Below are 24,520 nucleotides of genomic sequence, written 5' to 3'. Positions count from 1 at the left end.
CGGAAAGGCTCAAATGAATCTCAAAGGCCTCTCTATTTTGATGATTCGAACCTACCAGAGGACGATCTCCTTGTGGTTCGGCCCATGCTGCCGCTTCTCCCCCTCCTGTTCTAACTATGCAATAGAGGCGATCGAGCGGTATGGGATAGCCCTTGGCGGGTGGCTGGCCTTCAGAAGGCTCCTCAGGTGCCATCCGTTCAACCCAGGGGGTTATGACCCCTTGGAGGCCTCCGGTCGAACCGCATGGAGGGAAGCAGAGAGAAATCGATGATCGATAAAAGGGCACTGTTAGCTATCATATTGACTTTTTTAGTCATTTTCGGTTGGGGGATCATCCAAACAAAATTATTTCCGCCGGTTAAGCCACCTCAGGAGGAGAAAAAGGGAGAGGTCGTTCCCCAACCGAAGAAGGAGATGAAAGCTTCGAAGGAAGAAAAACCCCTTCCGAAACCTAAGGTGATCCCGAAGAAAGAAATTGTCATTGAGACGAGAAATTTCACGGCCACCCTCACCAACGCAGATGCGCGGTTAAAACATTTCAAGCTGAAACATTATCGCGATCGGATCGAAGAGTCTCCCATCACCCTACAACTCACCAAATTCGTCAAAGGGCTCTTCGGAGGAAAGGTTCAAGAACCTGAAAAGCCAAAACCCCTCGACCTCGTCAATACGAGCGAAGAGGAGGGGCTTCCCCTCGGCCTTATCGTGCAGCCAACCATCGATCCTTTCGGATGGGAGGTGGATAAGGATGGGATCCAACTCCTGAAACCGGGTGAAAAAGGGGAGGTCACATTTACCCAAGAACTCGGCAATGGATTGAAATTGTTAAAGAAATTCATTTTCTCTTCCGAAGGAGACCACATCGATATAAAGATCGAGGTTCAGAACCAAACAAAGAACGAGATGATGGCCCAGCTTGGAATCGAATGGATAGGAAAGGTCGAGTTGGAAAAGTTTGCCGATCATGAAAATAAAGATTATGGGCTCAAGTATCTATTCATGAAAGATCAAAGAATCGAAAAAAAGGACCTCGGGGGAACAGGGAGTGGAGGCTGCACCCCTGGGTGTGGGGCTCCCAAGAGAAGCCTTGAGCCATTTGAGGTGGCAGATCAGGGCCAGATCCGATGGTTTGCCTTTGCCGGAGAGTATTTCACGGCCCTTATCGTTCCCACCCCTTCTGAAAATAATATCCAGTTGAATATAAAGGGAGGAGAGAAGAATATCCTAAAAGCCCAATTGACCTCGCCCCCCTTTTCCATACAATCCCAAGGTACGGTCTCAAGAAGTTTCCGTCTCTATTTGGGGCCAAAGCTAACAGACCCTCTTAAAGAGCTTGGGGTTGGAGCCGAGGGTCTGGTCGATTTTGGATTTTTCACGGTCATAGCAAAACCCCTTCTATGGTTCCTAAAATTGACCCATCAGGTCACAAAAAATTTTGGCATCGACATCATCATCTTGAGCATCCTTCTCAAAATCCTCTTTCTCCCCCTGACCCAGATCAGTATGAAATCGATGAGGGAGATGCAGAAGGTCCAGCCGGAAATGAACCGGTTAAGAGAACAATACAAGAATGATAAGGCGAGGCTTCAGCACGAGATCATGCTCCTCTATAAGAGGAGGAGGATTAACCCGATGAGCGGTTGTCTCCCGATGCTTATTCAAATCCCCGTTTTCATAGCACTTTATAATGCGTTGCACAATTCCATCGAACTGAGACATGCCGCATTCATCCTCTGGATCAGGGATCTCTCTGCTAAGGATCCTATCTATATCACCCCGATCCTCATGGGGGCCACCATGGTCATCCAGCAGAAGATGACCCCGACCGCTGCTGACCCGGCGCAGGCGAGATTGTTCATGCTCATGCCCATTATGTTCACCTTCCTCTTTTTAAATTTCCCTTCGGGTTTGGTCCTCTACTGGATGGTCACTAACATCCTCTCGATTGCCCATCAATATATCGTGAATAGAAAATGGTGATGGAATGTGTCGAAGGATAAAATGATTTCTACAGCCCAAGCAATGATGGAAGACCTTTTAAGATTGATGGGATTCCAATCCTTAGTGGAGGTCTCCCTCAATGAGGAAGGCCTCTTCTTCAACCTGAAGGGAGACCGGGAGGGGGTTTTGATCGGCAAACATGGACGGACGCTCGACTCCCTCCAATTTCTATTCAACCGAATGGTGAATAAGAGGCTTAAGGAAAACATAAAGGTTTTCCTTGATATTAACGGATATAAGGCGAGGAGGATTGACTCCCTCACCAAGATGGCCCTCCGACTTGGGGAGAAGGTGAAAAGGGAAGGCCAACCGCTCGCCATCGGTCCCTATACTCCTCATGATCGGAGGATAATCCACCTGGCCTTGAAGAACGATCCGGCCATTGAGACGGTTAGCCTCGGCGATGGCGAGATGAAAAAGATTAGGATCCTTCCTAAGAGTAAAGGCCTTTGAATCGGATGGATACGGATCCATCAAGAGCTCCATCCACTTCTTCCGAAGAGACGATCGCAGCCATATCGACCCCCCTCGGCGAGAGCGGTATCGGAATTGTCCGCATAAGCGGACCGCTGTCCGAACCCATTCTCAAAAGGATTTTTAAGCCTACCAAAGAGACCTCCTCCTTCATCTCTCATCGCTTCTATTATGGTCATATCGAAGACCCCAAGACGGGTATCACTTTAGATGAAGTTCTGGTTGTCTTGATGAGGGCACCGAAGACTTATACCCGAGAGGATGTTGCTGAGATCCATTGCCACGGAGGCTATCTCATCCTCCAGAAAGTCTTGGAGTTGGTCATAGGAGAAGGGGCGAGGTTGGCCCAACCCGGAGAGTTCACAAAAAGGGCCTTTCTTAATGGCCGCATCGACCTCACTCAGGCCGAGGCGGTCATCGATCTCATCAAAGCGAAGACGGCCGAGGGGATCGAAATTGCCAACCAACAGCTCAAAGGAACGCTATTCAGGGAAGTCTGTAACCTCAGGGAGAAATTGTTAAACTTCCTTGCCAGGATAGAGGCCCATATCGATTTTCCCGACGAAGAGATCGACGAGATGTCGATAGAGGAGGTGAGGAGGGAACTTCTCGACCTTATTCAAATGGTTGGGGATTGGATATCCACCTACGAGGAGGGTTCGATCTTCAGGGAGGGGATTTCCTGCGCCATCATCGGAAAGACCAATGTAGGCAAGTCAAGCCTTCTCAACGTCTTAATGAATCAAGATCGAGCAATCGTGACCCCTATTCCAGGAACGACCAGGGACGTGATCGAGGAAGTTCTCAACATCCAGGGAATCCCCGTTCGTCTTATGGACACTGCAGGGTTGAGAAAGACGAGGGATTCGATCGAACAGGAGGGCGTCCTTCGAGCGAAAGAGAAGGCCGCAACCGCCGACCTCATCCTCCTCGTCCTGGATGGAAGCCAACCCCTCGAACCGGACGATTTTGAGATTGCGGCCGAAATCGAGGGAAAGAAGAAGGTGGTTGTCTTGAACAAAAGGGATCTTCCAATGAGGGTTTCGATGGAGGCGCTTAAGAATCGATTTCCTCATGATCCCATCGTTTCGATCTCTGCGCTGAAAAAAGAGGGGATCGAGGATTTGAAAAGGACTGTCTTCGATCTGATGGTCAGACGAGGGGTGAGGGCGACCCCTGAACACCTTATCATTGCCAACCTGAGACATAAAAAGATTCTTTTAGAGGTAAAAGAGAGTCTCTTAAGAGCTGTAAAAGGGCTCGAAGAAGGGGTCTCCTTTGAGTTCATAGCGTTAGAAATTAGATCTGCCCTCCTTAGCCTTGGGGAGATGGTGGGAGAGACAACCCCAGAGGATGTCCTAAATAGAATTTTCGAACAATTCTGCATAGGTAAATGATGTTTCACGTGAAACATACCTCAAACCCTTTTTCCGAAGGAGAAAGTTTCGTCTTTTAGACCCGGAATCAAAAAGCCGTGCAAGGAAAGCCAGCTGCCATCGCTGGACATGAACTTGCCTCTCTCCCAACAGGTTCGACTGTCCATGATTTAGAAAAGGGAGCTTTGTTTGCTCAAAAAGGGAAGGTTTCCTCTCAAAGGGTTTAATAAGGACTTTGAAGAGTTGAAATAGGCCTTTTCTTGGTAGGAGAAACCAATTAGATCCAAAATACCAACATCTCTTTCTCATTAGATTTTCTGAAGATTTTCTGATGCGCTCCGCCCAAAAGCCAACCCATCTGAGACAAAGATCAAGAGGGTTTTTAAATATAGATGTGCCATTTCCATTGAAGAACAAGGGGAACAAATCATATAAATAATTGAAATTATTTAATATTTTGCAAATATAATGTCAATAAAATGGAAAGGCATATCGGCCGAGATCAAACATCAGGCCAAGAGTGATCCTCAAACCATATTTTCAAGTAGGAGGTTCAAGGTCTGTTGACACCTCATCGAATTAGATGGTAAGGAAAGTAAAGAGGTGGGTTCATGCGTTTTTCCATTCAGCAAGAGCTGTTCGATCTGCTACCCGATCTCACCATCGGAATGGTGGTCGCTGTGGATCTTCACTCCCCCAAGGACCCTGGGGAGATAGACCGATTCCTCGGTCAGGTCATCGAGGCGTTGAGGAAAGGTTTCGTCAGCGAAAAGGCCCAAGATCATCCCCGGATCAAACCCTGGAGGGCCGCATTGAGCAAGGTCGGGATTTCGGGGAGCAAGTTTCCGAGTTCGATCGAATCGATGGTGAGGAGGATCCTCAAAGGAGATCCGTTCCCCAAGATCAATCCACTGGTCGATCTCTATAACGCCCTCTCCTTGAAACATCTCGTGCCGATGGGGGGACATGACTTGGATACGGTCAAAGGCAATATCCATCTCCGATTCGCTGAAGGATGGGAGCCCTTCACCCCCATGGGAGGCGGAGAGACCATCATCGTTCCAAAAGGGGAGCTGGTCTATCGAGATGATGAAGAGGTGCTGACCCGGAACTGGGTCTGGCGTCAGTGCGAGAAGGATAAGGTAACGGAGAGGACGAAAAAGATCTTCATTCCCATCGACCTCCTGGGCGAGGTAGGAGACAAGGCCATGGCCGAGGCGATCATCGGCGATCTCTCCGAAAGGATTTCCCACTCTTTTGGAGGACGACTCTTCTCAACCGTCCTCAACCGGGAGCACCCCTCTCAGGAGTTCTTTTTCTGAAAAGAAAATAAAAAGGGAAGAGAGGATTTCTCCCTTCCCCCTTAACTTATGGTCTCTTTCCTCCAGAGGAATCAGTGATCGCTTTTCCTTCGAGTTAGAAGCCTTTCTTCTGAATTTCGGCCAAGCCCTCATCCACCGTAAATACGGCGCCACATTTCGGGCATTTGATCTTGGTGTCCCCTGGCGTTCCACAACCAAACGAGAAGATTGCCATCATGGCCAATGCCAAAACGATGCTGACCAACCTCTTCATTCAATTCACCTCCTTTCGTGGAGTGCTCGGACTTTACGTCCCCTATTGTCAAATATAGGTTTATCGAATAACAAAAAACCCTCCCTTTGTCAAGAAAAAAATGGCTTCTCTTTTGGTTTACCCGGTCAAATTACTTCTTCTTCGACTTCGGTTTCTTTGTCGTCTTCGTTGCCTTGCCGTGGGTCTTGCCACATGCCATGTTCCGATCACCTCCTCCGTCATCGGGTTTGAATTATTTATCCCCTTTAATTTAGAATTTGTCAAGAAGATTCTTTTCTGTTATATGTGAACGCCGACCGTTGAAAGATCTCTTCGGAGGAGGTGGATCCTTCAGGATCCTTGACGAGGAAGATGGAGCCGAGATGGGTCGACTCCCCCTTACCGAAGGGGACCTATTATTTATCAGGCAATGAGGCCTCCGCAGAGGGGGCGCTCGCCGCGGGATGCCGATTTTATGCGGGCTATCCGATCACGCCCTCGAGCGAGTTGATGGAGCGGATGGCCCTTCGGATGAGACAGGTCGGTGGCGTCTTCATTCAGATGGAGGATGAGATCGCCTCCATCTCTGCGGTGATCGGAGCCTCCTGGGCAGGGGCCAAGGCCATGACCGCCACCTCCGGGCCAGGATTCAGCCTGATGCAGGAGTCGATCGGATATGCGGCCTTTACCGAGACGCCCTGCGTCATCGTCGATGTCCAGAGGGCAGGCCCTTGCACCGGCCAGGCCACCCGGGTCGGAAGCGGAGACATCATGCAGGCCAAATGGGGCTCCCATGGGGATTATCAGGTGATCGCCCTCTCTCCCTGGTCTTCGCAGGAGATGTACGATCTGACGGTCCGCGCCTTCAACCTCAGCGAACGGTTCCGCGTGCCGGCGCTGGTGATGGCCGACGAGGCGATCGGCCATCTCCGGGAGACGATCCAGGTGGCCTCAAAAGTGGAGGTTTGGGACCGAAAGAAGAAGAAGGGCGAGGCGCCGTTCGACACCGAAGAGGAGGACGGCGTTCCTCCCATGGCCGCCTTCGGAGAGGGAGAGCGCCTCTCCGTGACCGGCTCCACCCACGACGGTTTTGGCTATCGGAAGACCGATGACCCGGAGGTCCATGCGAAACTGGTCAGGCGGATCAACCTCAAGATCCTGAACCATAAGGCCTCTATCATCGAAACCGAATTCTATTTTCTCGACGAGGCGGAGGTGGGCCTCGTCGCCTACGGGTTCACGGCCCGCACCAGCCTCTATGCGGTCAAGCGGCTGAGGAAAGAAGGCGTGAGGGTGGGGATGATGAGGCTCAAGACGCTCTGGCCCTTTCCGGACGAAGAGGTGGCTGAAATGGGGCGGAAGGTGAAGAGGATCCTCGTCCCTGAGATGAACCTCGGGCAGGTGGCCGGAGAGATCAAGAAATACGTCTCCTGCGACGTGATTCCCCTCAACCAGACCAACGGAGAGGTGATCCGGCCGGAGCGGATCATCGAAACCTTGAAGAAACTTTAGGGAAAAGGACCCGCCGATGGCCCGAGCCCTTGAACAATATATCCGCCCTGGTGTCAAGTCGACGCCCTTCTGCCCAGGTTGTGGACACGGGATCCTGATGGGCCTCCTTCTGAGGGCCATCGATGAGCTGAAAATGGACATGAAGAAGATGCTCTTCGTGTCGGGCATCGGTTGCGCGGCCTGGATCCCGAGCCCTCATTATAATGGCGACACCCTCCACACCCTTCACGGCAGGGCGCTCGCCTTTGCCACGGGTGCCAAGCTCTTCAACCCCGAGCTCTGCGTGGTGGTGGTGAGCGGAGATGGGGACCTCTCCTCCATCGGAGGAAACCACCTCATCCATGCCGCCAGAAGGAATATCGATCTCAAGGTGATCTGCGCCAACAACATGATCTACGGCATGACCGGAGGACAGGTGGCCTCCACCACTCCTCACGGCTCGAAGACGGCCACGACCGAGGAAGGAAATCCCTACCGTCCTTTCGATCTTTGCAAACTGGTGGTGGGAGCTGGGGCCACCTACGTCGCCCGCTACGCCGTCACCCAGCCCGTGGCGCTCATCCAATCGATCAAGAAGGCCCTTCGTCATCAGGGGTTCTCCTTCATCGAGGTCCTCTCCCCCTGTCCCACCCAGTACGGGAGACGCAATCGGCTCGACCGGCCGGACGAGATGATCCGGGATCTGATCCGGCGCTGCATCCTCGAAGAGGAGGCCGAGGGGATGTCGGAGGAGGAGTTGGCAGAAAAGATCATCACGGGAGAGTTCCTCTCATGACCGAGATCAAACAGATCCGGCTGAGCGGCTTCGGCGGTCAGGGGGTGGTCCTCGCAGGCCTCCTCTTGGGACAGGCGGGCGTCTTGGAAGGGAAATATATCTCCGGTTCCAATTCCTATGGAGCACAGGCCAGGGGTTCGGGCTGTAAGTCGGAGATCATCTTCTCGGAAGGACCGGTCGATTTTCCTCACCTGACGGTTGCCGACGTCCTGGTTGCCATGTCCCAGGGCGCTTACAATACCTACTGCACTGAGGTGAGGCCGGAGACGGGCCTCATCCTCTTCGACCAGACCTTGGTGGAGCCGAGGGCAGACCTTCGGGTAAAGCATCTCGGCATCCCTGCCACCGAGGTCTCGGTGAAGCGGTTGAAGAATAAGCAGGTGGCCAACATCGTCTTCCTCGGGGCCCTCATCCAAATCACAAAACTCGTCTCGGCCAAGGCCCTTCGCAAGGCTATCGCCATGCACGTGAGCGAGCGGTTCCGTCCGCTCAACCTTCAGGCCCTTCGGGTCGGAATGGAGCTGGGGAGGAAGGTCTATGGTTGAAGGAAGAACCCATCGCCCCCTGCTCCACCCTTCTAAATGCCGTAGTTGCGACATCTGCCTGAGGGGATGTCCTGCGGAGTGGATTCCCGAATACCGGAAGGAGGAGGAGAGCCTCCGAGGGACGCTCTATCGCGAAAAGATGGCCGATCCTCCTTCAAAGGGAAGGATCCCCCTTCCTCCCTGTCAGGAGGCCTGCCCCATCCATCAGGATGCGAGGGGCTATGTGGCCCTGATCGCCAAAGGGAAGTACAGGGAGGCCCTCGACCTGATCCGCGAGGTCAATCCCCTGCCCGGCGTCTGCGGCTACATCTGCCACCATCCCTGCGAGGAAGCCTGTCTGAGAGAGGGCGTGGATCGCCCGGTCCCCATCCGGTTGCTCAAGCGCTTTATCGCAGAGCAGGGCCGGAGTGAGCAGAGGTGGAAGGTGGCGGGAAGGATGAGACGGGAGAGGATCTTGGTGGTGGGTTCTGGTCCGGCTGGCCTGGCCTGTGCCAACGATCTGACCCTCAAGGGCTTCAGGGTGACGCTCTTCGAAGCCCTTCCCGTCCTGGGTGGGATGCTCCGGGTGGGAATCCCCTCCTTTCGTTTGCCGAGAGAGGTCCTGGAGATGGAGGTCGAAGGGATCCGGAGGCTGGGGGTGGAGATGGAGGTGAATCGGCCCTTCCGTTTGGAAGGAGACGGAACGATCCTTCAGCGTTCGGGCTTTGATGCCATCTTCCTCTCGATGGGGGCTCACCGAAGTTTAAGGCTGAACATCCCGGGAGAGTCCCTTCAGGGAGTTCATCCTGGAGTCGAGTTTTTGAGAAAGGTCAATCTCGGCAGGAAGGTCGAAACGGGCAGTAAGGTCGCGGTCATCGGCGGCGGAAATGTGGCCATCGATGTGGCCCGGTGTTTGCTTCGGCTCGGTGCAAAAAGGATCGATCTCTATTACAGGCGTTCGAGGAGAGAGATGCCGGCCATCGCCGAGGAGGTCGATCAGGCCGTCAGGGAAGGAGTGAGACTTCACTTCCTCACCGCACCGGTCAGGATCACGGGAAGGGCGGGAAGGGTTTCTGGGATGGAGTGTATCCGGATGCGGCTTGCCGAGCCGGACGAGACGGGACGGAGAAGGCCGGTTCCGGTGGAAGGCTCCAATTTCACGGTCGAGGCCGATATGATCATCCCCGCGATCGGCCAGGGAATCGATTCTCGCTATTTAAAAGGGCTTGAGAGAAATCCTGACGGAACGGTACGGGTCGATGAGAAAGGTCAGACGAATCTCAAGGGGGTCTTTGCGGGCGGTGATATGGTGACCGGACCGGGCTGGGCCATCGAGGCCATCGCAGCAGGGAAGAGAGGGGCAGAGGCCATTGCCGAGTATCTGAGATGAGTGACCTTTGAGGAGTTCGTCCTTCGGGGTATGACCAGGGAATGTAAAAAAGAGGCGGTTCAGAAGGTTAGAGGGAAAGCCCCTTCGACGAGGGACAGGAGAAAAGGCGAGCCCTCGATGGAGGAGGGTCTTCTCAGGGAAGAGGCGGTCCGGGAGGCGGAGCGGTGTCTCGGGCTGAGGGATTGCCAGTCCTGCGATCTCTGCAGTCTCCTCTGTCCCGATCTCTGCATCACCCGCGACGAGAAGACCGGAGAGGTCCAGATCGACCTCGACTACTGCAAGGGCTGTGGCATCTGCGCCGCCATCTGCCCGAAGGGGGCGATCGAGATGGTCCTGGAGGAGTCAAGATGAGCAGCAAGATCCAGATCGACCTAAACTCCGACGTGGGAGAGAGCTTCGGTGCCTACAAACTGGGGATGGACGAGGAGGTGATCCCCTACCTCACCTCTGCCAACATCGCCTGCGGGTTCCATGCCGGAGATCCCTCGGTGATGCGAAAGACCGTCGCCTTGGCGAAGCGATATGGCGTGGAGGTGGGGGCCCATCCCGGCTTTCCGGACCTGATCGGCTTTGGCAGAAGGAATCTCGATGCCACCCTCGAGGAGATCCAGGACTATATCGTCTACCAGACCGGTGCGCTCCAGGCCTTTGTCGTCTCTCAAGGGCTTCGGCTTCAGCATGTGAAGGCCCACGGAGCGCTCTACAACATGGCCGTGGCCAATCCGAGGATCTGGGAGGCCATGGCCGAGGCGATCTCGAAAGTGGACAAGGAGATCATCCTAGTCGCCCTCGCCTCCTCGAACAACGAACCCCTTCTCGAGATGGGGAAACGTTACGGGATCCGCATCGCCTTCGAGGCCTTTCCCGACAGGGCTTACCGCAGAGACGGCTCCCTCGTCCCCCGGAGGGAGAAGGGAGCGGTGATCGAGGATCACGAGCTTGTGGCCAAAAGGGCCTTGAAGATGGCGGTCGAGGGAAAGGTCGTGGCCATCGACGGAACGGAGATCGATCTCTGGGCCGATACGCTCTGCGTCCACGGAGACAATCCTGCCGCGGTCCAGATGGTCAGGAGGATCCGGGAAGAGCTGAAGGCCTCGGGGGTGAACGTGGTCTCGATGAAGTGGTTCGTCTGATCGATCGGATTTAAAAGATCGTTACCCTTTCCGGCACCACCTCAGGAGGTCCTTCAAGGGAAGGGTGTTCAGGACGTCCCTCCTTTCGAGCCATCCCCTTCTGGCCACCGCCACCCCCAAGCTCATCATCCAGAGCTGGTCGAGATGGTGGGTATCGGTTCCGATGGCCACCCTCACGCCCATCTCCTTTGCTTTTCGACAGTGGAGGTCGTTGAGATCGAGGCGTTCGGCATAGGCATTGAGCTCAAGGGCCTTTCCATATCGCTTTGCCGCGGCCATCACCTCCTCCAGTTCCACCTCATACGGAGCCCTCGATCCTAAGAGCCTTCCGGTGGGATGTCCGAGGATATGGACAAAGGGGTTTTCGAGGGCCTTGACCATCCGCCGGGTCATCTTCTCCCGATCCTGCTTGAAGCCGCTGTGGACCGAGGCGACCACGATGTCGAGCCTCTGGAGGACCTTATCGGGAAGGTCGAGCCTCCCATCGCTCAGGATGTCGACCTCCGCACCCTTGAGGATCCGAAACCCTTTCAGCCTCTCGTTGAGCCGGTCGATCTCCTCCATCTGCTTCGTCAATCTCGTCTCATCGAGGCCGTGGGTGATCCTCAAGGACCTCGTATGATCGCAGATGGCCACATACTCATAGCCCTTTTTCCGGGCAGCCTCAGCGACCTCTTCGATGGGCGAGGTGCCGTCGCTCCAGTTGGAGTGGACATGGAAGTCTCCCCGGATCTCCGACTCTTCGATCAAATCGGGAAGCCCCCCCTCGAGCGCGGCCTCGATCTCTCCCCGATCCTCCCGGAGTTCGGGTTCGATCCAGACCATGCCGAGGGCCTCGTAGACCTCCGCCTCCTCTTTTCCGCCAATCTTTCTTTCGCCCTTGAAGACCCCGTACTCGTTGATCTTGATCCCCTTGGCCTTTGCGATCCCCCTCAGGCGAATGTTATGGGCCTTCGATCCCGTGAAATATTGCAGGGCTGCGCCGTAGGAGTCCTCCTCGACGACGCGGAGGTCGATCTGAAGGCCCCCTTCGACGATGACCGAGGCCTTGGTCTCGCCCGAAGCCAAGATCTCTTTCACCTCGGGGAGATGGGTGAAGGTCTGGATGATCCTCTCCGGATTCGGACCCGTGGCGAGGATGTCGATGTCGCCGATATCCTCCCGCATCCTCCTCAGGGAGCCTGCCCACTGGATCCTTTCGGAACCTGTGGCTTTGCGCAGGGCCTCCACGATCCTTTTGGCCACAGGAAAGGCCATGCCGAGGTTCATCCTTCCCTTGCTCTGTTTGAGGAGCTCGATGCCCCGCCGGATATTCTCGATCTTCTTTTCACCCATCCCGGGGAGGTCGAGGAGGGAGCCATCGCTCAGGGCCTTCTCCAACTGGGATAGGGATTCGATCCGCCTCTCTTTGTGGAGGAGGGCGAGGGTCTTCGGTCCCATTCCCGGGATCTCCATCATGGCGATCAACTCGTCCGAGATCCCCTTTTTGGCCTCCTCAAATTTAGCCACCCTCCCGGTCTTCAGATATTCTTCGATCTTCTGGGAGATTCCTTCACCGATCCCCGGGATCTTTCGGAGTCGGCCACTTTCGGCGATCTCTTCGATATCCTGGGTGAGGTCGCCGAGAAGCCTTGCGGCCTTTCGGTAGGCGTTCACCTTAAAGGGATTCTCCCCTTTGAATTCGAGCACATCGGCCATCTTCTCGAAGAGGTCGGCAAGCTCCCTGTTCTTCATGCTCGGGGCTCTCCGTATCTGAGATAATCCCTTAGGCAGCTCGAAAAGTTCTCGACCACATCCTTTTTGCTGTTGATGAGGTAGATGCGGTGTCCAATATGGAAGAGCTCCTCGATCAGCCGTACCACCGGGTGGCGCTCCTCCGATTCCGCACCGTATCTCCTCTCGAGCTCCTCCTCCAACATCCCAACCAGCTTGTCCTTCATCCTGAGCTGAGTATCGTTGAAGAGGACGGCCATATCGGGCAGGAGGTCCTCCAGCCTCGAGAAGAAGGTGGTGATCTCGGGCCGTTCGATCCCCCGGGGTGGGGAGGACTTCACCTCCACATAGACGAGCCTCCGGTTCCAAGAAGCGACCACGTCGAAATCCCCGCCGGAGGGGGTTCCCTTGACGCTAACGCCATAGAGGGCTGGCGAGGCAAACTCCCTCTTGAACATCTCGGCGATGAACCACTCCAGGGTGGGGCCGAAGCTGAAGATAGGAGCGAGTCGGGTTCGGTAGGTCTGTCTTCCTGTCCTTTGGAGGATCCCCATCGCCTCCAGGACCTCGCAGTAGTGTCGGGCCACCCTCGTCGAACAGTAACGGGTCAGATCGCCGACGCCGAACCCATTTTGGTGTTTGATCATGTCCCTGAGGACCAGGCGGAAGGAGTATTTCTTCATCGACTCGTAGAATCGGTCCCGGTCTTCAGGGGAGAGATCCGGTGGGAAGAGGAGGCGATCGGTGGGGTTCTTCCTGAAGACCCTCAAGCCCCTTGCCCTGAGAAGGCCTTCGACAGCGGAGGGATCTTCAACCGAAGCCCTCCTTAACAACTCGATCTCTCGGGTGAGAGACCGGAGCTTCCTTTTGAGGGACCGGTTCTCTCGAAGGGCCTCTTCCAAATCCACCTAAAAACCCCGATAGAGTTTGAGTCGTCTGGCGATCTGGATCGCCTCGGTAAACTCCTTTTGGGAGATCCTGCGGCTGATTTCGGGATAGTCGAAGGCCCTGTATTCGGGCCGGTATTGGGCCATGATGTTCACATAGGAGTCGACCGAGATCTCCTCGGCGATGAACTTCAGAACCGCTTCCGAGGAGGCCACTCCGTTGGGCATGACGAGGTGACGGATGAGAAGGCCCCTTTCGGCAATGCCTGATTCGTTGAGCTTTAGGTCGCCCACCTGGCGGTGCATCTCTTTGAGAACCTTTTTCAGGACCTCCGGGTAATCCGGAGCATTGGAGTATCGATGGCTCTGTTTCTCGTCCATATATTTCGCATCGGGCATGTAGATGTCGACGATCCCCTCCAGAAGCTGGATCACCTCCAGGGACTCGTACCCGGAGCAGTTATAGACGATGGGAAGCCTCACGCCCAGTTCGATCGCCTCGGGAAGGGAGGCCACGATCTGGGGGGCATAATGGGTCGGGGTCACGAAGTTGATGTTGTGGCAGCCGATCTCCTGGAGCCTCCTCATCGCCCTGGCCAACTGGGTGGTGGAGATCCTCTCTCCCATGCCTCCGTGGCTGATGTCGTGATTCTGGCAGAAGACGCACCGGAGGTTGCAGTGGGTGAGGAAGATCGTCCCCGATCCATGGTATCCGACCAGGGGCGGCTCTTCGCCGAAGTGGGGGAAGGCGCTCGAGACCATCAACTCCGATGGGGCCCTGCAATAACCTATCTCGCCCTCCGACCGGTTGACCCGGCACTGCCTCGGGCAGAGCCTGCACTCCTTAAGGTGCTCCATGAGGAGATCGATCCGATTCTTAAGCTCTCCGCGTTCATAAAGTTGGAGGTAAGCGGGTCGAAAGGAAGCCATCTGAACCTCCCTGTCCCCCCTTAGTCTATTTTAATGATAACCTTCCCGATGTATAAAATCGAACCAATGGAGATGGGTGAAGGCCGCTGAGGGCAGGGCTTCGACACTTAACTTCAGAAAAGGGGCACTCAAGGAACCAGCCCCCACTCGAATTCACTTAAGGATGAAGTCCTCCCTATCCCTTAATGACGTGGGGTGAATTAGGGAGTGAACCAGGGATGAACCATGGTAAACCAGCCTTCTAAGCCTTGGACGTCGGTTTACCTATGGCCCCGGTTATCGACCTATGGGGATAACTTACCACAAAAATCGGAGGATTGCTATCGAATCGGTGGGTCAGAGGGTGTGGTAGGTGATGAACACCTTCCTGTAAAAGTCTTCGGGGAGTTTCTGCCTTTTATCGATCAGACCCTTTACATAGGTCGGACCGTAGTTATAGGCGACCAGGGCGATCCGGAGGTCCTCGAAGTGGTTGATGAGCTGAGATAGGTAATGGATGCCCATCCTTAAATTAAGGAGGGGATTGAACAGGGTCGATTCTCCCTTCCATTCGATCCCGAGCTCCCGGGCAATCGATTCAGCCACGTAGGGCATCAGCTGCATCAGCCCCATGGCTCCCTTTTCGGAGACCGATCTGTTCTTAAAAGAGCTTTCGATGGCGATGAGGGCCAGGATGAACTTCGGGTCATGGTTATATCGGATCGACTCCTCATAAATGGCCTCGGCCAGTTGCATCCGAGTCTTCTCATCGATATCCGTGGAATACCTCTCCAAAACCCTTCCGATCTCCTCTATCACCTCTTTCCTGCTCTGGGTGATGGCATAGGGGTCGGAGAGATGGATGAAGAAGCCGGTCATGATGAAGACGAGGAAAATCCTGAAGGCTAACCTCCTCTTTCCTCCCCCAAGTCCGTAAGACCCCATTTTAGCCCCCTTGTAACAAGGTTTCACAAAGTTAACATAAATATAGTCGCCTGTCAAGCGCTGGACGGAGCTGGGATCAGGGACCGGGTCGAAGGGGCGGGGTGATTAAAGGGGAAAGTGGCAGGCCACGAGGTGGCCCACGCCGTGGTCAAGGAGGATGGGCTCCTCGGTGAGACACCTCTCCTTAGAGTGGGGGCATCTGGGCTGGAAGAGGCATCCCTTGTTCTGATCCGCGGGTCTTGATTCCTCGCTCAGGGGCCTCTCCCCACCCCGCTTTTTCGGGTCGAGCTTCGGGATCGCTTGGAGCAGGATCTGGGTGTAGGGGTGGAGGGGGTGTCGGAAGAGCTCGTCTCCTTCGGCCATCTCCACGATCTTTCCCAGGTACATCACGGCGATTCGATCGCTCACATGTTTGACGATCCGGAGGTCATGGGAGATGAAGAGGTAGGTGAGGCCCAGTTGGTCCCTTAGGTCCATCAGGAGGTTGAGGATCTGGGCCTGGATGGAAACGTCAAGGGCCGAGACGGGTTCGTCGGCGACGATCAGTTCGGGATGGAGGGAGATGGCCCTTGCGATGCCGATCCGCTGGCGCTGGCCGCCGCTGAACTCGTGGGGATAGCGCATCGCATCCCCTGGATGGAGGCCGACCTGCCTGAGGACCTCTGAGACCCTTTCGGCCTTCTCTTTTCCCGTGGCGATCCGGTGGACCTCGAGGCCTTCGCCCACGATCTCGCCCACCTTCATCCTCGGGTTGAGCGACTCATAGGGGTCCTGGAAGATGAACTGCATATACGGTCTCAACCTCCGGAGCTCCTCCCGGCCGAGGCGGAGGATATCCCTCCCCTTGAAGAGGACCTTGCCTGCGGTCGGCTCGATCAACCTCAGGAGGGCCTTGCCAGCGGTCGTCTTTCCGCAACCGCTCTCACCCACCAGGCCGAGGGTCTCTCCCTTTTGGATATAGAAGGAGACCCCGTCCACCGCCCGGACAGGCTCTCCATCGGAGGAGAAGAGCCTCTGCCGGTAGAAGTACTTTTTTAACTCCTGGACTTGGAGGAAGCTTTGGCCTTCGGACATCGTTCAAATCCAGAGGGGCTCTTTAGTAGTCAAGGTCCCGCCCTCTCCTCTCAACAACAGTTTTTCCACCGGATACAACGGCTGTAATGGTTCTCCTCGACCTTGAGGAGAGGGGGTTCCTCGATCTTGCAGGCCTCGATCGCCAGATAGCATCTCGGGTGGAATTTACAGCCCGAGGGGAGGTCCAAAGGGTTTGGCACCTGGCCAGGGATGGCATTGAGCCTCCTCTTTTTCTCCTCGAGCCTCGGGATCGACTCTAAAAGCCCTTTGGTATAAGGATGTCGCATCCGTCCGAAGATGGCCTCGATCGGGCCGGACTCCACGATCCTTCCCGCATACATCACCGCCACCCGATCGGCCACCTCAGAGACGACGCCGAGGTCGTGGGTGATGAGCATCACGGCCATGCCCATCTCCCTCTGGATCTCCTTCAAAAGCCTCAGGACCTGGGCCTGGATCGTCACATCGAGGGCGGTGGTCGGCTCATCGGCAATGAGAAGCTTGGGCTGGCAGGAGAGGGCCATGGCGATCATGGCCCGCTGTCTCATGCCGCCGCTCAGCTGATGGGGATAGGCGTCTATCCTCACCTCGGGCGAGGGGATCCTCACCCGATCGAGCATCTCGACGGCCCTCCTTCTTGCCTCCCTCTTATCGAGGCCCTGATGGAGTTTGAGGACCTCGGTGATCTGGTTTCCGATGGTGAAGACAGGGTTGAGCGAGGTCATGGGCTCCTGGAAGATCATGGAGATCTCGTTTCCCCTCACCCTCTCCATCTCCTTCTCGTCGAGGCTCAGCAGGTCTCTTCCTTCGAACCAGATCTCTCCGCTCTCGATCCTCCCCGGAGGGATGGGAATGAGCCTCAGGAGGGTGAGGCCGGTCACGCTCTTTCCGCATCCCGATTCGCCCACGACGCAGAGGACCTCTGCCGGGTAGATCTCGAAACTGACATCCTCGACCGCCCTCACCACCCCGTCCTCCGTATAGAACCGAGTGGTCAGGGAGCGGACGTTCAAAAGAGGGGCTCCCATAAAGGCCTTTTTACCTTCCCATAAACCCGTAGGCTTGCGACATCAGATGCTATTGTAAAGGAACTAATTATTGTTACAGTCATTCCAAGAATCTTTCTTCTCTCATTGCGAGCGTAGCGTGGCAATCCCTTGAGATTGCTTCGGTCAGTGAGGTTCCTCGCAATGGCACCATTTTACTTTCGTTTGTAATTATTTGCATTGTTCGATCTTTGATTGTCAACTATCTCGAGCCCCTCAGCCGCGGATCGAGGGCATCCCTCAAGCCTTCACCGAAGAGGTTGAACGAGAGGACCGTGATGAGGATGGCCAGCCCGGGAAAGAGGGTCAACCACCAGGCATCGAAGATATAGGTCCTGCCCTCGGTCAGGATATTTCCCCAGCTCGGGGCAGGGGGTTGAACCCCGAAGCCGAGGAAACTCAAGCCCGCCTCCACGAGGATGGCCGTGGCCACATCGAGGGTGGCCGTGACGAAGACCGGGGCCAGGCCATTGGGAAGGATGTGCCTGAAGATGATCCTCCTGTCCTTGACGCCGAGCGCCTTTGCGGCCTGGACGTAGTCCCTCTCCCTCAGGGAGAGGAATTCGGCCCTGACGAACCTGGAGGTCCCCATCCAGGAGGTGATGCCGATGACGAGCATGATGTTGAAGATGCTCGGGCCAAGGAGGGCGACGACCGTGAGGATGAGGAAGAAGGTGGGAAAGCAGAGCATGATGTCGACGAAGCGCATCAGAAGGGAGTCGATCCACCCGCCGTAATATCCTGCCACCGCGCCCACGAGGATGCCGATGAAGAGGGAGATGGCGACCGCCACAAAACCGACGGAGAGGGAGATGCGCGATCCATAGAGCATTCGGCTCAGGACGTCCCTTCCCAACTGGTCCGTTCCCAGGGGATGGCTCAGGGAGGGAGGCTTCAGCTTGAGGGAGACATCGGTCTTTCCAGGATCGTAGGGCGCGATCCAGGCCGCCGTTCCCGCAACGAAGAAGACGAGGAGGATGACGAAGAGGCCCCCGAGGGCCAGCCGGTTCCGTTTGAAATACCTCCAGAGGGTCCTCGTCTGATAGCCCACCTTCAACTCCTTGACCTTCCTTCTCCTTTCAAGGCCTTCCTCACTGATACCTGATCCTCGGATCGACGATGGCGTAGAGCATGTCGGCAATAAAATTTCCCAGAAGGACGAGGACGGCGGTGATCGTGTTGATCGTCATCACCACGGGGTAGTCCCTGGCGAGGACCGACTGATAGGCCAGCCTCCCGATCCCGGGCCAGGCAAAGACCGTCTCCATGATGATCGACCCTCCGATGAGGCCGGGAATGAGGAAACCGAAGAGGGTAACGATGGGGAGGAGGGCGTTTCTCAGGGCGTGTTTATAATAGACCTCCTCCTCGGGTAACCCCTTGGCCTTGGCGGTCCGGATGTAATCCTGCCGGACGACCTCCAGCATGCTGGAGCGGGTGTAACGGGAGAGGGCGGCGATCCCTCCGATGGAGAGGAGGATCGATGGAAGCATGAGGTGCCAGAGACGGTCGAGCACCACCTCCAGGGTGCTCAGGTCCTCGGTCACGAAAGACCTCATCCCGAGGACGGGGTAGCCGAAGAGCTTGACCGTGGCGAGGATGAGGAGGTAGGCGAGCCAGAACCCAGGGATGGAGATCCCGAGGTAGGCCCCGAAGGTGCCCAGATTGTCGAGGAAGGAGTACCTCTTGCGGGCCGAGAAGACCCCGAGGGGAATCGCCAGGGAGAAGATGATGAGGATGGAGACGACGTTAAGGAGGAGGGTGTTTCCGATCTTTTCGCCGATCTTCTCCAGCACAGGCCTTCCGTCCTTGAAGGAGTAGAGCTGACCGGTGAAGAGGCGCTTGAGCCAGAGGAAGTACTGGAGGTAGATCGGCTTGTCGAGGTCGTAGTTCTTCTCCATCTGCTCGATGATCTTGGGAGAGACCTTCGGGTCGAGGGTGAGGGCGATCGGGCTTCCCGGGGCCTGGGTAATGATCACCCAGGAGATGAGGCTGATTCCGACCAGGGTGATGAAGGTATAAAAAAGGCGTCGGATGAGATACCGGGTCATAAGCTACTGCTCCATCACGATCCCCCTCGGGACCGTCCACTTGATGAGGTCGTACATCAGGCCGGCCTTCTCCAGCCGGATCTCCTTGAAAATCTCCTTTCCGGAGGCGTCCCTCTCGACCAGGAAGAACTTCCTCTGGAGGGCGGAGAGGCCCTGGGGCATGTAGAGAAAGGTATAGGGCTGGTCCTCGGCGATCAATTCGTGGAGTCGCCAGTAGATGGCCTTTCGCTTTTCGATATCGTACTCCCTCCTTCCCGCCTCCCAGAGCCTGTCGGCCTCAGGGTTGCGGTAGGAGATGAAGTTGAACCCTTTCTCGATCTGGCTCGAGTGCCAGATCATATAGTCATCGGGGTCCGGGGAGAGGGCCCAACCGAGGATGCAGGCGTCGAAGTGCCTGGCGTTGATGAAGTTCTTGAGGAAGATGCTCCACTCGTAGACCTCGAAGGTGACGTCCACACCGAGCTCCCGGAGCTGCCTTTGGACAAGCACGCCCACATCCTTTCGGATCTCGTTTCCGCTGTTGGTGATCAATTTGAATCGAAAGGGCCTGCCCTCCCGGTCGAGGATGCCGTCTCCATCGGTATCCCTCCAGCCGGCCTCGGCAAGAAGTTTTTTGGCCTTTGCGGGATCGTAAGGAAGGGGCTTTACGTTCGGGTTGTAGTACCAGAGATGGCTGGGGAAGGGGCCGCTGATGACCGATCCAAATCCGTAGAGGACGTATTGGACGAGCTCCTCCCGGTTGATCGCATGGGTGAAGGCCTGCCTGACCCGCCTGTCCTGGAAGAGGGGGTTCCTCAAGTTGTAGCCGAGGTAGGTATAGCTGAAGACCGGCTGGGAATAGATCTTGAGGAAGTCCACCTCCTTCATCCTCCGGTACTGGTGGGGAAGGACGCCGTAGTAGTCGATCCCCTTGGTGAGAAGCTCCATCTCGCTCAGGGACGTCTCGGGAATGATCCGGTAGATGATCCTGTCCAGTCCCGGCCTTCCTTCGAAGTAGTCCGGATTGGCCTCGACCACGATCTTCTCATCGGTCACCCACTCCACGAACCGAAAGGGGCCGGTTCCGATGGGCCTCCGGTTGAAGGCGGTCGTGTTGATGTCCTCCTTCTCGAGGAGGTGCTTCGGAATGATGCCCATCGACCAGGTCCCAAGCCCGGGGGAGAAGGGCTCTTTGTAGGTTACTCGAAAGGTATGAGGGTCCAGGACCTCCGCCTTCTTGACCAGTTCGTAGTCGCTTCGGCGGACCGTGTTCGTCTTCTCGTCCATGATCTTGTCGTAGGTGAATTTTACGTCGTGGGCCGTGAACTCTTTTCCGTCGTGCCAGCGAACCCCCTTTCGGAGGAAGAAGGTGATCCTCGGCTCCTGGCCTTCCTCCACCTTCCAGGATTCGGCCAGTACCCCGACGAATTTCTCAAGATTCCGGTCATATTTGATGAGGCCGTTGAAGACGAGGGAGTTGATCTCGCTCGAGGCAGAATCCTGGGCCAGGATCGGGTTGAGAAAGGAGGCATCGCCGATGGAGCTCATGATGAGCTGGTTGACCCTCTGGGGAGGCCGGTGGGTGACGAAGAGGAGGTTGACCCCGATCAAAAGCAGAAAGAGCAGTGGAGGGATGGCCAGGAGGGTTTTGATCTTCATCGGTTCGTGACCAGGACGTTGAATCCCAACTGGGATAGCCTCTCGGCTGCGGGAAGGGCTGCCTCTCTCGTGTCGAAGGGCCCGATCCTCACCCGGTGGTATCGCTGGGTCTGGGTCTCGACGATCGCCACATAAACATTATCGAAATTCCTTTTTAACTGTTCGGCCAGGTCCCGGGCCCTCTTCTCCTCGATGAAGGAGCCGACCTGAACGTGGAAACGCTCGATAAGCTCCTCGAGGCCCGGTCCGACCCACTCCACCTTTACATAGGCCGTGCCCTTTGCCCACATCCCGAGGATCCTTGCCGCTGCATAGGAGACGTCGAGGATTCGCTCCTTCACGAAAGGACCGCGATCGTTGACCCGCAGCTCCACGGATCTTCCGTTTTCGAGGTTGGTCACCATCACCATCGTCCCCAGGGGAAGGGTGTTGTGGGCGCAGGTGAGCTGAAACATGTCGTAGACTTCGCCGCTGGAGGTCGGCCTGCCGTGGAATTCCCCTCCATACCAGGAGGCGATGCCGTACTGGACGTTCAGGCTCTCCCGGCGTTCGATCCTGGCCGGCCGCTCGATTTGGACTTCAGGTGCCTTTTCCTCTTTGGGGGGTTCCCTCCTGACCTCCTGCCCCTCAAAAGGGGCGATGGGCCTCGGCCCGATGGCTACGCGCTGTTTCGGTACGCAGGCCAGGAGGCATGCGAGAGGGACGAGAAGGAAGGCCATTCGCATAGGGAATCGTTGGTGTTCCAAAAGGGAGATGGCGTTAAGGCCGTGTGTTATGTAGCCATTATACCGAATGTCATCCCGTGTTGCAATCACCGAACAGGCCTGAGAGAGGAAACCCGAAAGGCCATGGAAGGTCCTGAAAGGTCTCAGCGCCGTTCGAGGAATCGCTTCATCTCAGGGTCGTAGAGGAAGGTGAAGAAGGTCAAGGCCGCGCCGAGGATCGGTAGGGGGTCTTCTCTGGAGAGGATGTCATCGCAGGTGTTTCGATCGAAGAGACGGAAAAAAGGGGGGTCGAGCCGGAATCGGTCTGGGTTGTTGAAGAAGTGGAGGAGGTCTCCGAAGAGGAGCCACCGGCCTCTCCTTCCGACCGGGTAGCGAAGGACCGGGTCGAACCGCTCTCCCAGGGCCAGCCTCAACATGAGATAGGGGAAATCGACCTCAGAGAAGATGGCCAGCTGAAGCGACCCCCAGAACCTCGGGTTGACCTCCATCAATTTAGGAAGGCCGTCTCTCGGATCGACCTTGAACTCCGCCATGGCGACCCCCACCCATTTAAGGGCCCTGAGGAGCGAGAGGCCGAGCTCCATGATCTCGGGATGTTCGACCCCCTCCCTGAGCGTGCTCGGGCCTCCCCGGACCGGATACATCCTCAACTTTTTATGGACGAAGGCCGCCTTCACGTCGGAGGCCTCATCGAAAAGGGCCGAAAATCCGAAGGTCCCTCCTCCATCCGGGATGTACTCCTGAATCAGGGGAGAGGGATAACGTTGATGGACCCTTTGATAAGACGGGAGGAGATCTTCCTCCCTTTCGACATAGGCGATCCCGAAGGAGCCCGAGCTGATCCTGGGTTTGATTACGTAGCCATCCCCTTTGGCCAGAGGCCCCAGGGAGAGCTCCGAAGGGGATCCAAAGGTCTTCGGCACCGGAATGCCCCTGGCCTCTGCAAACCGGATCAGCTTTGCCTTGTCCCTGACGAATTCGAGCTTCTCCAGCTCCGGGATGAGAAGATAGGTGTGCTTTGAGATCTCCGATCGGTATCGGGCGACGAGGAGGAGGGTCTCCTCTTCCATCGGAAAGAGGCACTCATAACGGGTTCTTTTCAGCTCCTTAAGGAGGAAATCGATAAATTGGTCGGGCCTCAGGCGGGGCGAAGGGTAGACGATCCTCTTCGAACAATATCTTGAGAAGAAAGAGGTGTTGAGAAAGGTCCTCTCTCCCACGGTCACATCGACCCCTCTTCGGCCCAGAGAACGGACTACGGCGAGTGTCTTTCTGAAATGGCCATCGGTGACCAGCGCCCTCATCGATGATCAAATCAATCCTTCGTCTGCCAGGCTGCGGTAGTCGTCTCCGGCGAGGATGACGTGGTCGTAGACCTTGATCCCCATGAGCCGTCCCGCCTCGACTAACTGCCGGGTGATCCGGAGGTCTTCCTCGCTCGGGGTGGGATTTCCGCTCGGATGATTGTGGAGGAGGATGACCCCGGCCGCAGACTCGAGCAGGGCCTCCCGGAAGACCTCTCTCGGATGGACGAGGCTCGCATCGAGCGTCCCCTCGGAGATGGTGACCTCTTTGATCAAACGGTTGGCACGGTTGAGGAGGAGGACCTTGAAGACCTCCTTTCGGAGATCGCGCAACAGGGGAAGGTAGTGGTCCCTCACGTCGGCGGAGCGTTTGAAGGTGGGCCGCTCGGTCTTCCTTTCGGACTGGACACGCCTCACCAGCTGAAAGGCGGCAAAGAGGGTGGCGGCCTTGGCCGCTCCGATCCCTTTCACCTTCATCAATTCAGAGGGGGAGCGGGTGAAGAGGTTATCGAGCGACCCATAGCGGTCGAGGAGTTCCCTGGCCAGATCGATGGCCGTCTTCCTCCTTGTCCCCTTTCCGATGAGGATCCCGAGGAGTTCGGCCTCGGTCAGGTGCTGGGGGCCCTGCTGAAGGAGCCGCTCTCTCGGCCTCTCCCTCTCCGGCCATTTCGAAATCTTATAGGGGGATTCGGACATATCTCGGGTCCATCGAGGTCCTCAATCCCCCTTCTCCGCCTCGGGGGGGCTCCGCTTCTTTCCGAAGACCTTCGAGAGGAGGATGCTCAGTTCGTAAAGCCCCATCAATGGGATGGCCATGAGAAGTTGCGAGAGGATGTCCGGCGGGGTGAGCACGGCCGCAAAGATAAAGATCAGGAGGATCGCATACTTTCTGTGCCTGGCCATGCTCCTCGCATCGACCACCCCGATTCGCGCCAGCAAGACGAGGACGACAGGAAATTGAAAGACGAGCCCAAAGGCCAGGATAAACTTGAGGCTGAAGGAGAGGTACTCCTTCATGCTCGGCATCGGCTTGATGAAGTCCGTGGCATAGCCCAGGAGGAATTTGAACCCCACGGGAATGGCGACGAAGTAGGCAAAGAGGATTCCCAGGACGAAAAAGAAAGAGCCTGCCGTGACAAAGGGGATCACGTACTGCTTTTCGTGGCGGTAGAGGCCGGGGGCCACGAAGGCCCAGATCTGGTAGAGGACGAAAGGGGAGGCCAGCATGAGGCCGGCGACAAAGGCGACCTTCATGTAGGTGAAGAAGGCCTCCGCCACGCTCGTGAAGACGAGGCTCCCTCCAGGAGGCATCACCTTCAGGAGGGGGCGGGAGAGGATGTCGAAGAGGGTCTGGGAGAAGGCGTAACAGATGACGAATCCAACGCCGATGGAGATGAAGGAGAGGATGAGACGTTTTCGGAGCTCCTGAAGATGAGCGGTGAGGGGGAGTTTCTGGTCATCCATGGGAGGAGACTTCCTCTTTCTTCGT

Annotated in this window: 25 protein-coding genes; 11 read left to right on the top strand and 14 right to left on the bottom strand. The window is 56.3% G+C overall.

Translation table 11 applies throughout. The features are described 5' to 3' along the window. Window positions 1–13: 13 nt before the first annotated feature. The 5 genes from yidD (at window position 14) to N3G78_07725 (ending at window position 5,173) form a co-directional block, all read left to right on the top strand. Window positions 14–271, top strand: a complete 258-nt coding sequence (yidD, locus tag N3G78_07745) for a membrane protein insertion efficiency factor YidD (protein ID MCX8117804.1) — start codon at window positions 14–16, stop codon at window positions 269–271. Then, complete coding sequence (gene yidC / locus N3G78_07740) at window positions 268–1,980, top strand: membrane protein insertase YidC (GenBank protein MCX8117803.1); 1,713 nt, start codon at window positions 268–270, stop codon at window positions 1,978–1,980. Before yidD ends, yidC begins: the two co-directional genes overlap by 4 nt. 66 nt (window positions 1,981–2,046) lie before the next feature. Next, a complete protein-coding gene (locus tag N3G78_07735) occupies window positions 2,047–2,454 on the top strand; it encodes a KH domain-containing protein (GenBank protein MCX8117802.1) in 408 nt (135 codons plus the stop codon). 5 nt (window positions 2,455–2,459) lie between these two features. Then, window positions 2,460–3,872: a tRNA uridine-5-carboxymethylaminomethyl(34) synthesis GTPase MnmE gene (gene mnmE, locus N3G78_07730; GenBank protein MCX8117801.1), complete on the top strand. Its 1,413-nt coding sequence runs from the start codon at window positions 2,460–2,462 to the stop codon at window positions 3,870–3,872. A 590-nt stretch (window positions 3,873–4,462) separates the two neighbouring features. Continuing rightward, window positions 4,463–5,173: a phenylalanine--tRNA ligase beta subunit-related protein gene (locus N3G78_07725; protein ID MCX8117800.1), complete on the top strand. Its 711-nt coding sequence runs from the start codon at window positions 4,463–4,465 to the stop codon at window positions 5,171–5,173. A gap of 94 nt (window positions 5,174–5,267) precedes the next feature. Here the strand turns inward: N3G78_07725 and N3G78_07720 are convergent, their stop codons facing one another. Next, complete coding sequence (locus N3G78_07720) at window positions 5,268–5,426, bottom strand: hypothetical protein (GenBank protein ID MCX8117799.1); 159 nt, start codon at window positions 5,424–5,426, stop codon at window positions 5,268–5,270. A gap of 351 nt (window positions 5,427–5,777) precedes the next feature. Here N3G78_07720 and N3G78_07715 point away from each other — a divergent pair, with 351 nt between their 5' ends. From N3G78_07715 to N3G78_07690, 6 genes are all read left to right on the top strand, one after another. Continuing rightward, window positions 5,778–6,917: a 2-oxoacid:acceptor oxidoreductase subunit alpha gene (locus tag N3G78_07715; protein ID MCX8117798.1), complete on the top strand. Its 1,140-nt coding sequence runs from the start codon at window positions 5,778–5,780 to the stop codon at window positions 6,915–6,917. Window positions 6,918–6,933: 16 nt separating this feature from the next. Further along, complete coding sequence (locus tag N3G78_07710) at window positions 6,934–7,692, top strand: thiamine pyrophosphate-dependent enzyme (protein ID MCX8117797.1); 759 nt, start codon at window positions 6,934–6,936, stop codon at window positions 7,690–7,692. Beyond that, on the top strand, window positions 7,689–8,237 hold the full coding sequence (locus N3G78_07705; GenBank protein ID MCX8117796.1) for a 2-oxoacid:acceptor oxidoreductase family protein: 549 nt from the start codon (window positions 7,689–7,691) through the stop codon (window positions 8,235–8,237). The genes N3G78_07710 and N3G78_07705 overlap by 4 nt, the downstream gene beginning before the upstream one ends. Next, the gene (locus N3G78_07700; GenBank protein MCX8117795.1) at window positions 8,230–9,606 is read left to right on the top strand and encodes an FAD-dependent oxidoreductase; all 1,377 of its coding nucleotides are present in this window, start codon (window positions 8,230–8,232) and stop codon (window positions 9,604–9,606) included. Before N3G78_07705 ends, N3G78_07700 begins: the two co-directional genes overlap by 8 nt. A gap of 117 nt (window positions 9,607–9,723) precedes the next feature. Next, window positions 9,724–9,957 carry a 4Fe-4S binding protein gene (locus tag N3G78_07695; protein MCX8117794.1) on the top strand — a complete coding sequence of 78 codons (234 nt, stop codon included), beginning with the start codon at window positions 9,724–9,726 and terminating at the stop codon, window positions 9,955–9,957. A gap of 8 nt (window positions 9,958–9,965) precedes the next feature. Continuing rightward, entirely contained in the window at window positions 9,966–10,739 is a 774-nt protein-coding gene (locus tag N3G78_07690; protein MCX8117793.1) for a LamB/YcsF family protein, read from the top strand. Between the two features lie 21 nt (window positions 10,740–10,760). Here N3G78_07690 and polX read toward each other — a convergent pair whose 3' ends face one another. The 13 genes from polX to tatC form a co-directional block, all read right to left on the bottom strand. Beyond that, entirely contained in the window at window positions 10,761–12,473 is a 1,713-nt protein-coding gene (gene polX / locus N3G78_07685) for a DNA polymerase/3'-5' exonuclease PolX (protein MCX8117792.1), read from the bottom strand. Further along, window positions 12,470–13,360 carry a hypothetical protein gene (locus N3G78_07680; GenBank protein MCX8117791.1) on the bottom strand — a complete coding sequence of 297 codons (891 nt, stop codon included), beginning with the start codon at window positions 13,358–13,360 and terminating at the stop codon, window positions 12,470–12,472. Before N3G78_07680 ends, polX begins: the two co-directional genes overlap by 4 nt. Then, window positions 13,361–14,269 carry a radical SAM protein gene (locus tag N3G78_07675; GenBank protein ID MCX8117790.1) on the bottom strand — a complete coding sequence of 303 codons (909 nt, stop codon included), beginning with the start codon at window positions 14,267–14,269 and terminating at the stop codon, window positions 13,361–13,363. A 336-nt stretch (window positions 14,270–14,605) separates the two neighbouring features. Then, a complete protein-coding gene (locus N3G78_07670) occupies window positions 14,606–15,193 on the bottom strand; it encodes a lytic transglycosylase domain-containing protein (GenBank protein MCX8117789.1) in 588 nt (195 codons plus the stop codon). Between the two features lie 105 nt (window positions 15,194–15,298). Further along, on the bottom strand, window positions 15,299–16,267 hold the full coding sequence (locus tag N3G78_07665) for an ATP-binding cassette domain-containing protein (GenBank protein MCX8117788.1): 969 nt from the start codon (window positions 16,265–16,267) through the stop codon (window positions 15,299–15,301). Between the two features lie 50 nt (window positions 16,268–16,317). Continuing rightward, a complete protein-coding gene (locus N3G78_07660) occupies window positions 16,318–17,295 on the bottom strand; it encodes an ABC transporter ATP-binding protein (protein ID MCX8117787.1) in 978 nt (325 codons plus the stop codon). Window positions 17,296–17,515: 220 nt separating this feature from the next. Further along, complete coding sequence (locus N3G78_07655) at window positions 17,516–18,364, bottom strand: ABC transporter permease (GenBank protein ID MCX8117786.1); 849 nt, start codon at window positions 18,362–18,364, stop codon at window positions 17,516–17,518. Window positions 18,365–18,404: 40 nt separating this feature from the next. Further along, window positions 18,405–19,364, bottom strand: a complete 960-nt coding sequence (locus N3G78_07650; protein ID MCX8117785.1) for an ABC transporter permease — start codon at window positions 19,362–19,364, stop codon at window positions 18,405–18,407. Between the two features lie 3 nt (window positions 19,365–19,367). Beyond that, the gene (locus tag N3G78_07645) at window positions 19,368–21,002 is read right to left on the bottom strand and encodes a peptide-binding protein (GenBank protein MCX8117784.1); all 1,635 of its coding nucleotides are present in this window, start codon (window positions 21,000–21,002) and stop codon (window positions 19,368–19,370) included. After that, a complete protein-coding gene (locus tag N3G78_07640; protein MCX8117783.1) occupies window positions 20,999–21,721 on the bottom strand; it encodes a septal ring lytic transglycosylase RlpA family protein in 723 nt (240 codons plus the stop codon). The genes N3G78_07645 and N3G78_07640 overlap by 4 nt, the downstream gene beginning before the upstream one ends. Window positions 21,722–21,870: 149 nt before the next feature. Beyond that, window positions 21,871–23,031 (bottom strand): ATP-grasp domain-containing protein, encoded by a 1,161-nt coding sequence (locus N3G78_07635; GenBank protein MCX8117782.1) that lies wholly within the window; start codon window positions 23,029–23,031, stop codon window positions 21,871–21,873. Window positions 23,032–23,037: 6 nt separating this feature from the next. Continuing rightward, window positions 23,038–23,727: a DNA repair protein RadC gene (gene radC / locus N3G78_07630; protein MCX8117781.1), complete on the bottom strand. Its 690-nt coding sequence runs from the start codon at window positions 23,725–23,727 to the stop codon at window positions 23,038–23,040. A gap of 21 nt (window positions 23,728–23,748) precedes the next feature. Beyond that, window positions 23,749–24,495, bottom strand: coding sequence for a twin-arginine translocase subunit TatC (gene tatC, locus N3G78_07625; GenBank protein ID MCX8117780.1), 747 nt, complete (start codon window positions 24,493–24,495; stop codon window positions 23,749–23,751). Between the last annotated feature and the right edge of the window lie 25 nt (window positions 24,496–24,520).

It is taken from the genome of Thermodesulfobacteriota bacterium, from assembly GCA_026415035.1.
In the GTDB taxonomy this organism is placed as follows: Bacteria; Desulfobacterota; BSN033; order BSN033; family UBA1163; genus RBG-16-49-23.
This window is presented reverse-complemented; position numbering and strand designations above follow the sequence as displayed.

What these genes read in the sequence shown, in the direction of transcription:
- yidD (MCX8117804.1), top strand. Translation starts at nt 14, where the DNA reads ATGAATCTCAAAGGCCTCTCTATTTTGATGATTCGAACCTACCAGAGG.
- yidC (MCX8117803.1), top strand. Translation starts at nt 268, where the DNA reads ATGATCGATAAAAGGGCACTGTTAGCTATCATATTGACTTTTTTAGTC.
- N3G78_07735 (MCX8117802.1), top strand. Translation starts at nt 2,047, where the DNA reads ATGGGATTCCAATCCTTAGTGGAGGTCTCCCTCAATGAGGAAGGCCTC.
- mnmE (MCX8117801.1), top strand. Translation starts at nt 2,460, where the DNA reads ATGGATACGGATCCATCAAGAGCTCCATCCACTTCTTCCGAAGAGACG.
- N3G78_07725 (MCX8117800.1), top strand. Translation starts at nt 4,463, where the DNA reads ATGCGTTTTTCCATTCAGCAAGAGCTGTTCGATCTGCTACCCGATCTC.
- N3G78_07720 (MCX8117799.1), bottom strand. Translation starts at nt 5,426, where the DNA reads ATGAAGAGGTTGGTCAGCATCGTTTTGGCATTGGCCATGATGGCAATC.
- N3G78_07715 (MCX8117798.1), top strand. Translation starts at nt 5,778, where the DNA reads ATGGAGCCGAGATGGGTCGACTCCCCCTTACCGAAGGGGACCTATTAT.
- N3G78_07710 (MCX8117797.1), top strand. Translation starts at nt 6,934, where the DNA reads ATGGCCCGAGCCCTTGAACAATATATCCGCCCTGGTGTCAAGTCGACG.
- N3G78_07705 (MCX8117796.1), top strand. Translation starts at nt 7,689, where the DNA reads ATGACCGAGATCAAACAGATCCGGCTGAGCGGCTTCGGCGGTCAGGGG.
- N3G78_07700 (MCX8117795.1), top strand. Translation starts at nt 8,230, where the DNA reads ATGGTTGAAGGAAGAACCCATCGCCCCCTGCTCCACCCTTCTAAATGC.
- N3G78_07695 (MCX8117794.1), top strand. Translation starts at nt 9,724, where the DNA reads ATGGAGGAGGGTCTTCTCAGGGAAGAGGCGGTCCGGGAGGCGGAGCGG.
- polX (MCX8117792.1), bottom strand. Translation starts at nt 12,473, where the DNA reads ATGAAGAACAGGGAGCTTGCCGACCTCTTCGAGAAGATGGCCGATGTG.
- N3G78_07675 (MCX8117790.1), bottom strand. Translation starts at nt 14,269, where the DNA reads ATGGCTTCCTTTCGACCCGCTTACCTCCAACTTTATGAACGCGGAGAG.
- N3G78_07670 (MCX8117789.1), bottom strand. Translation starts at nt 15,193, where the DNA reads ATGGGGTCTTACGGACTTGGGGGAGGAAAGAGGAGGTTAGCCTTCAGG.
- N3G78_07665 (MCX8117788.1), bottom strand. Translation starts at nt 16,267, where the DNA reads ATGTCCGAAGGCCAAAGCTTCCTCCAAGTCCAGGAGTTAAAAAAGTAC.
- N3G78_07660 (MCX8117787.1), bottom strand. Translation starts at nt 17,295, where the DNA reads ATGGGAGCCCCTCTTTTGAACGTCCGCTCCCTGACCACTCGGTTCTAT.
- N3G78_07650 (MCX8117785.1), bottom strand. Translation starts at nt 19,364, where the DNA reads ATGACCCGGTATCTCATCCGACGCCTTTTTTATACCTTCATCACCCTG.
- N3G78_07645 (MCX8117784.1), bottom strand. Translation starts at nt 21,002, where the DNA reads ATGAAGATCAAAACCCTCCTGGCCATCCCTCCACTGCTCTTTCTGCTT.
- N3G78_07640 (MCX8117783.1), bottom strand. Translation starts at nt 21,721, where the DNA reads ATGGCCTTCCTTCTCGTCCCTCTCGCATGCCTCCTGGCCTGCGTACCG.
- N3G78_07635 (MCX8117782.1), bottom strand. Translation starts at nt 23,031, where the DNA reads ATGAGGGCGCTGGTCACCGATGGCCATTTCAGAAAGACACTCGCCGTA.
- radC (MCX8117781.1), bottom strand. Translation starts at nt 23,727, where the DNA reads ATGTCCGAATCCCCCTATAAGATTTCGAAATGGCCGGAGAGGGAGAGG.
- tatC (MCX8117780.1), bottom strand. Translation starts at nt 24,495, where the DNA reads ATGGATGACCAGAAACTCCCCCTCACCGCTCATCTTCAGGAGCTCCGA.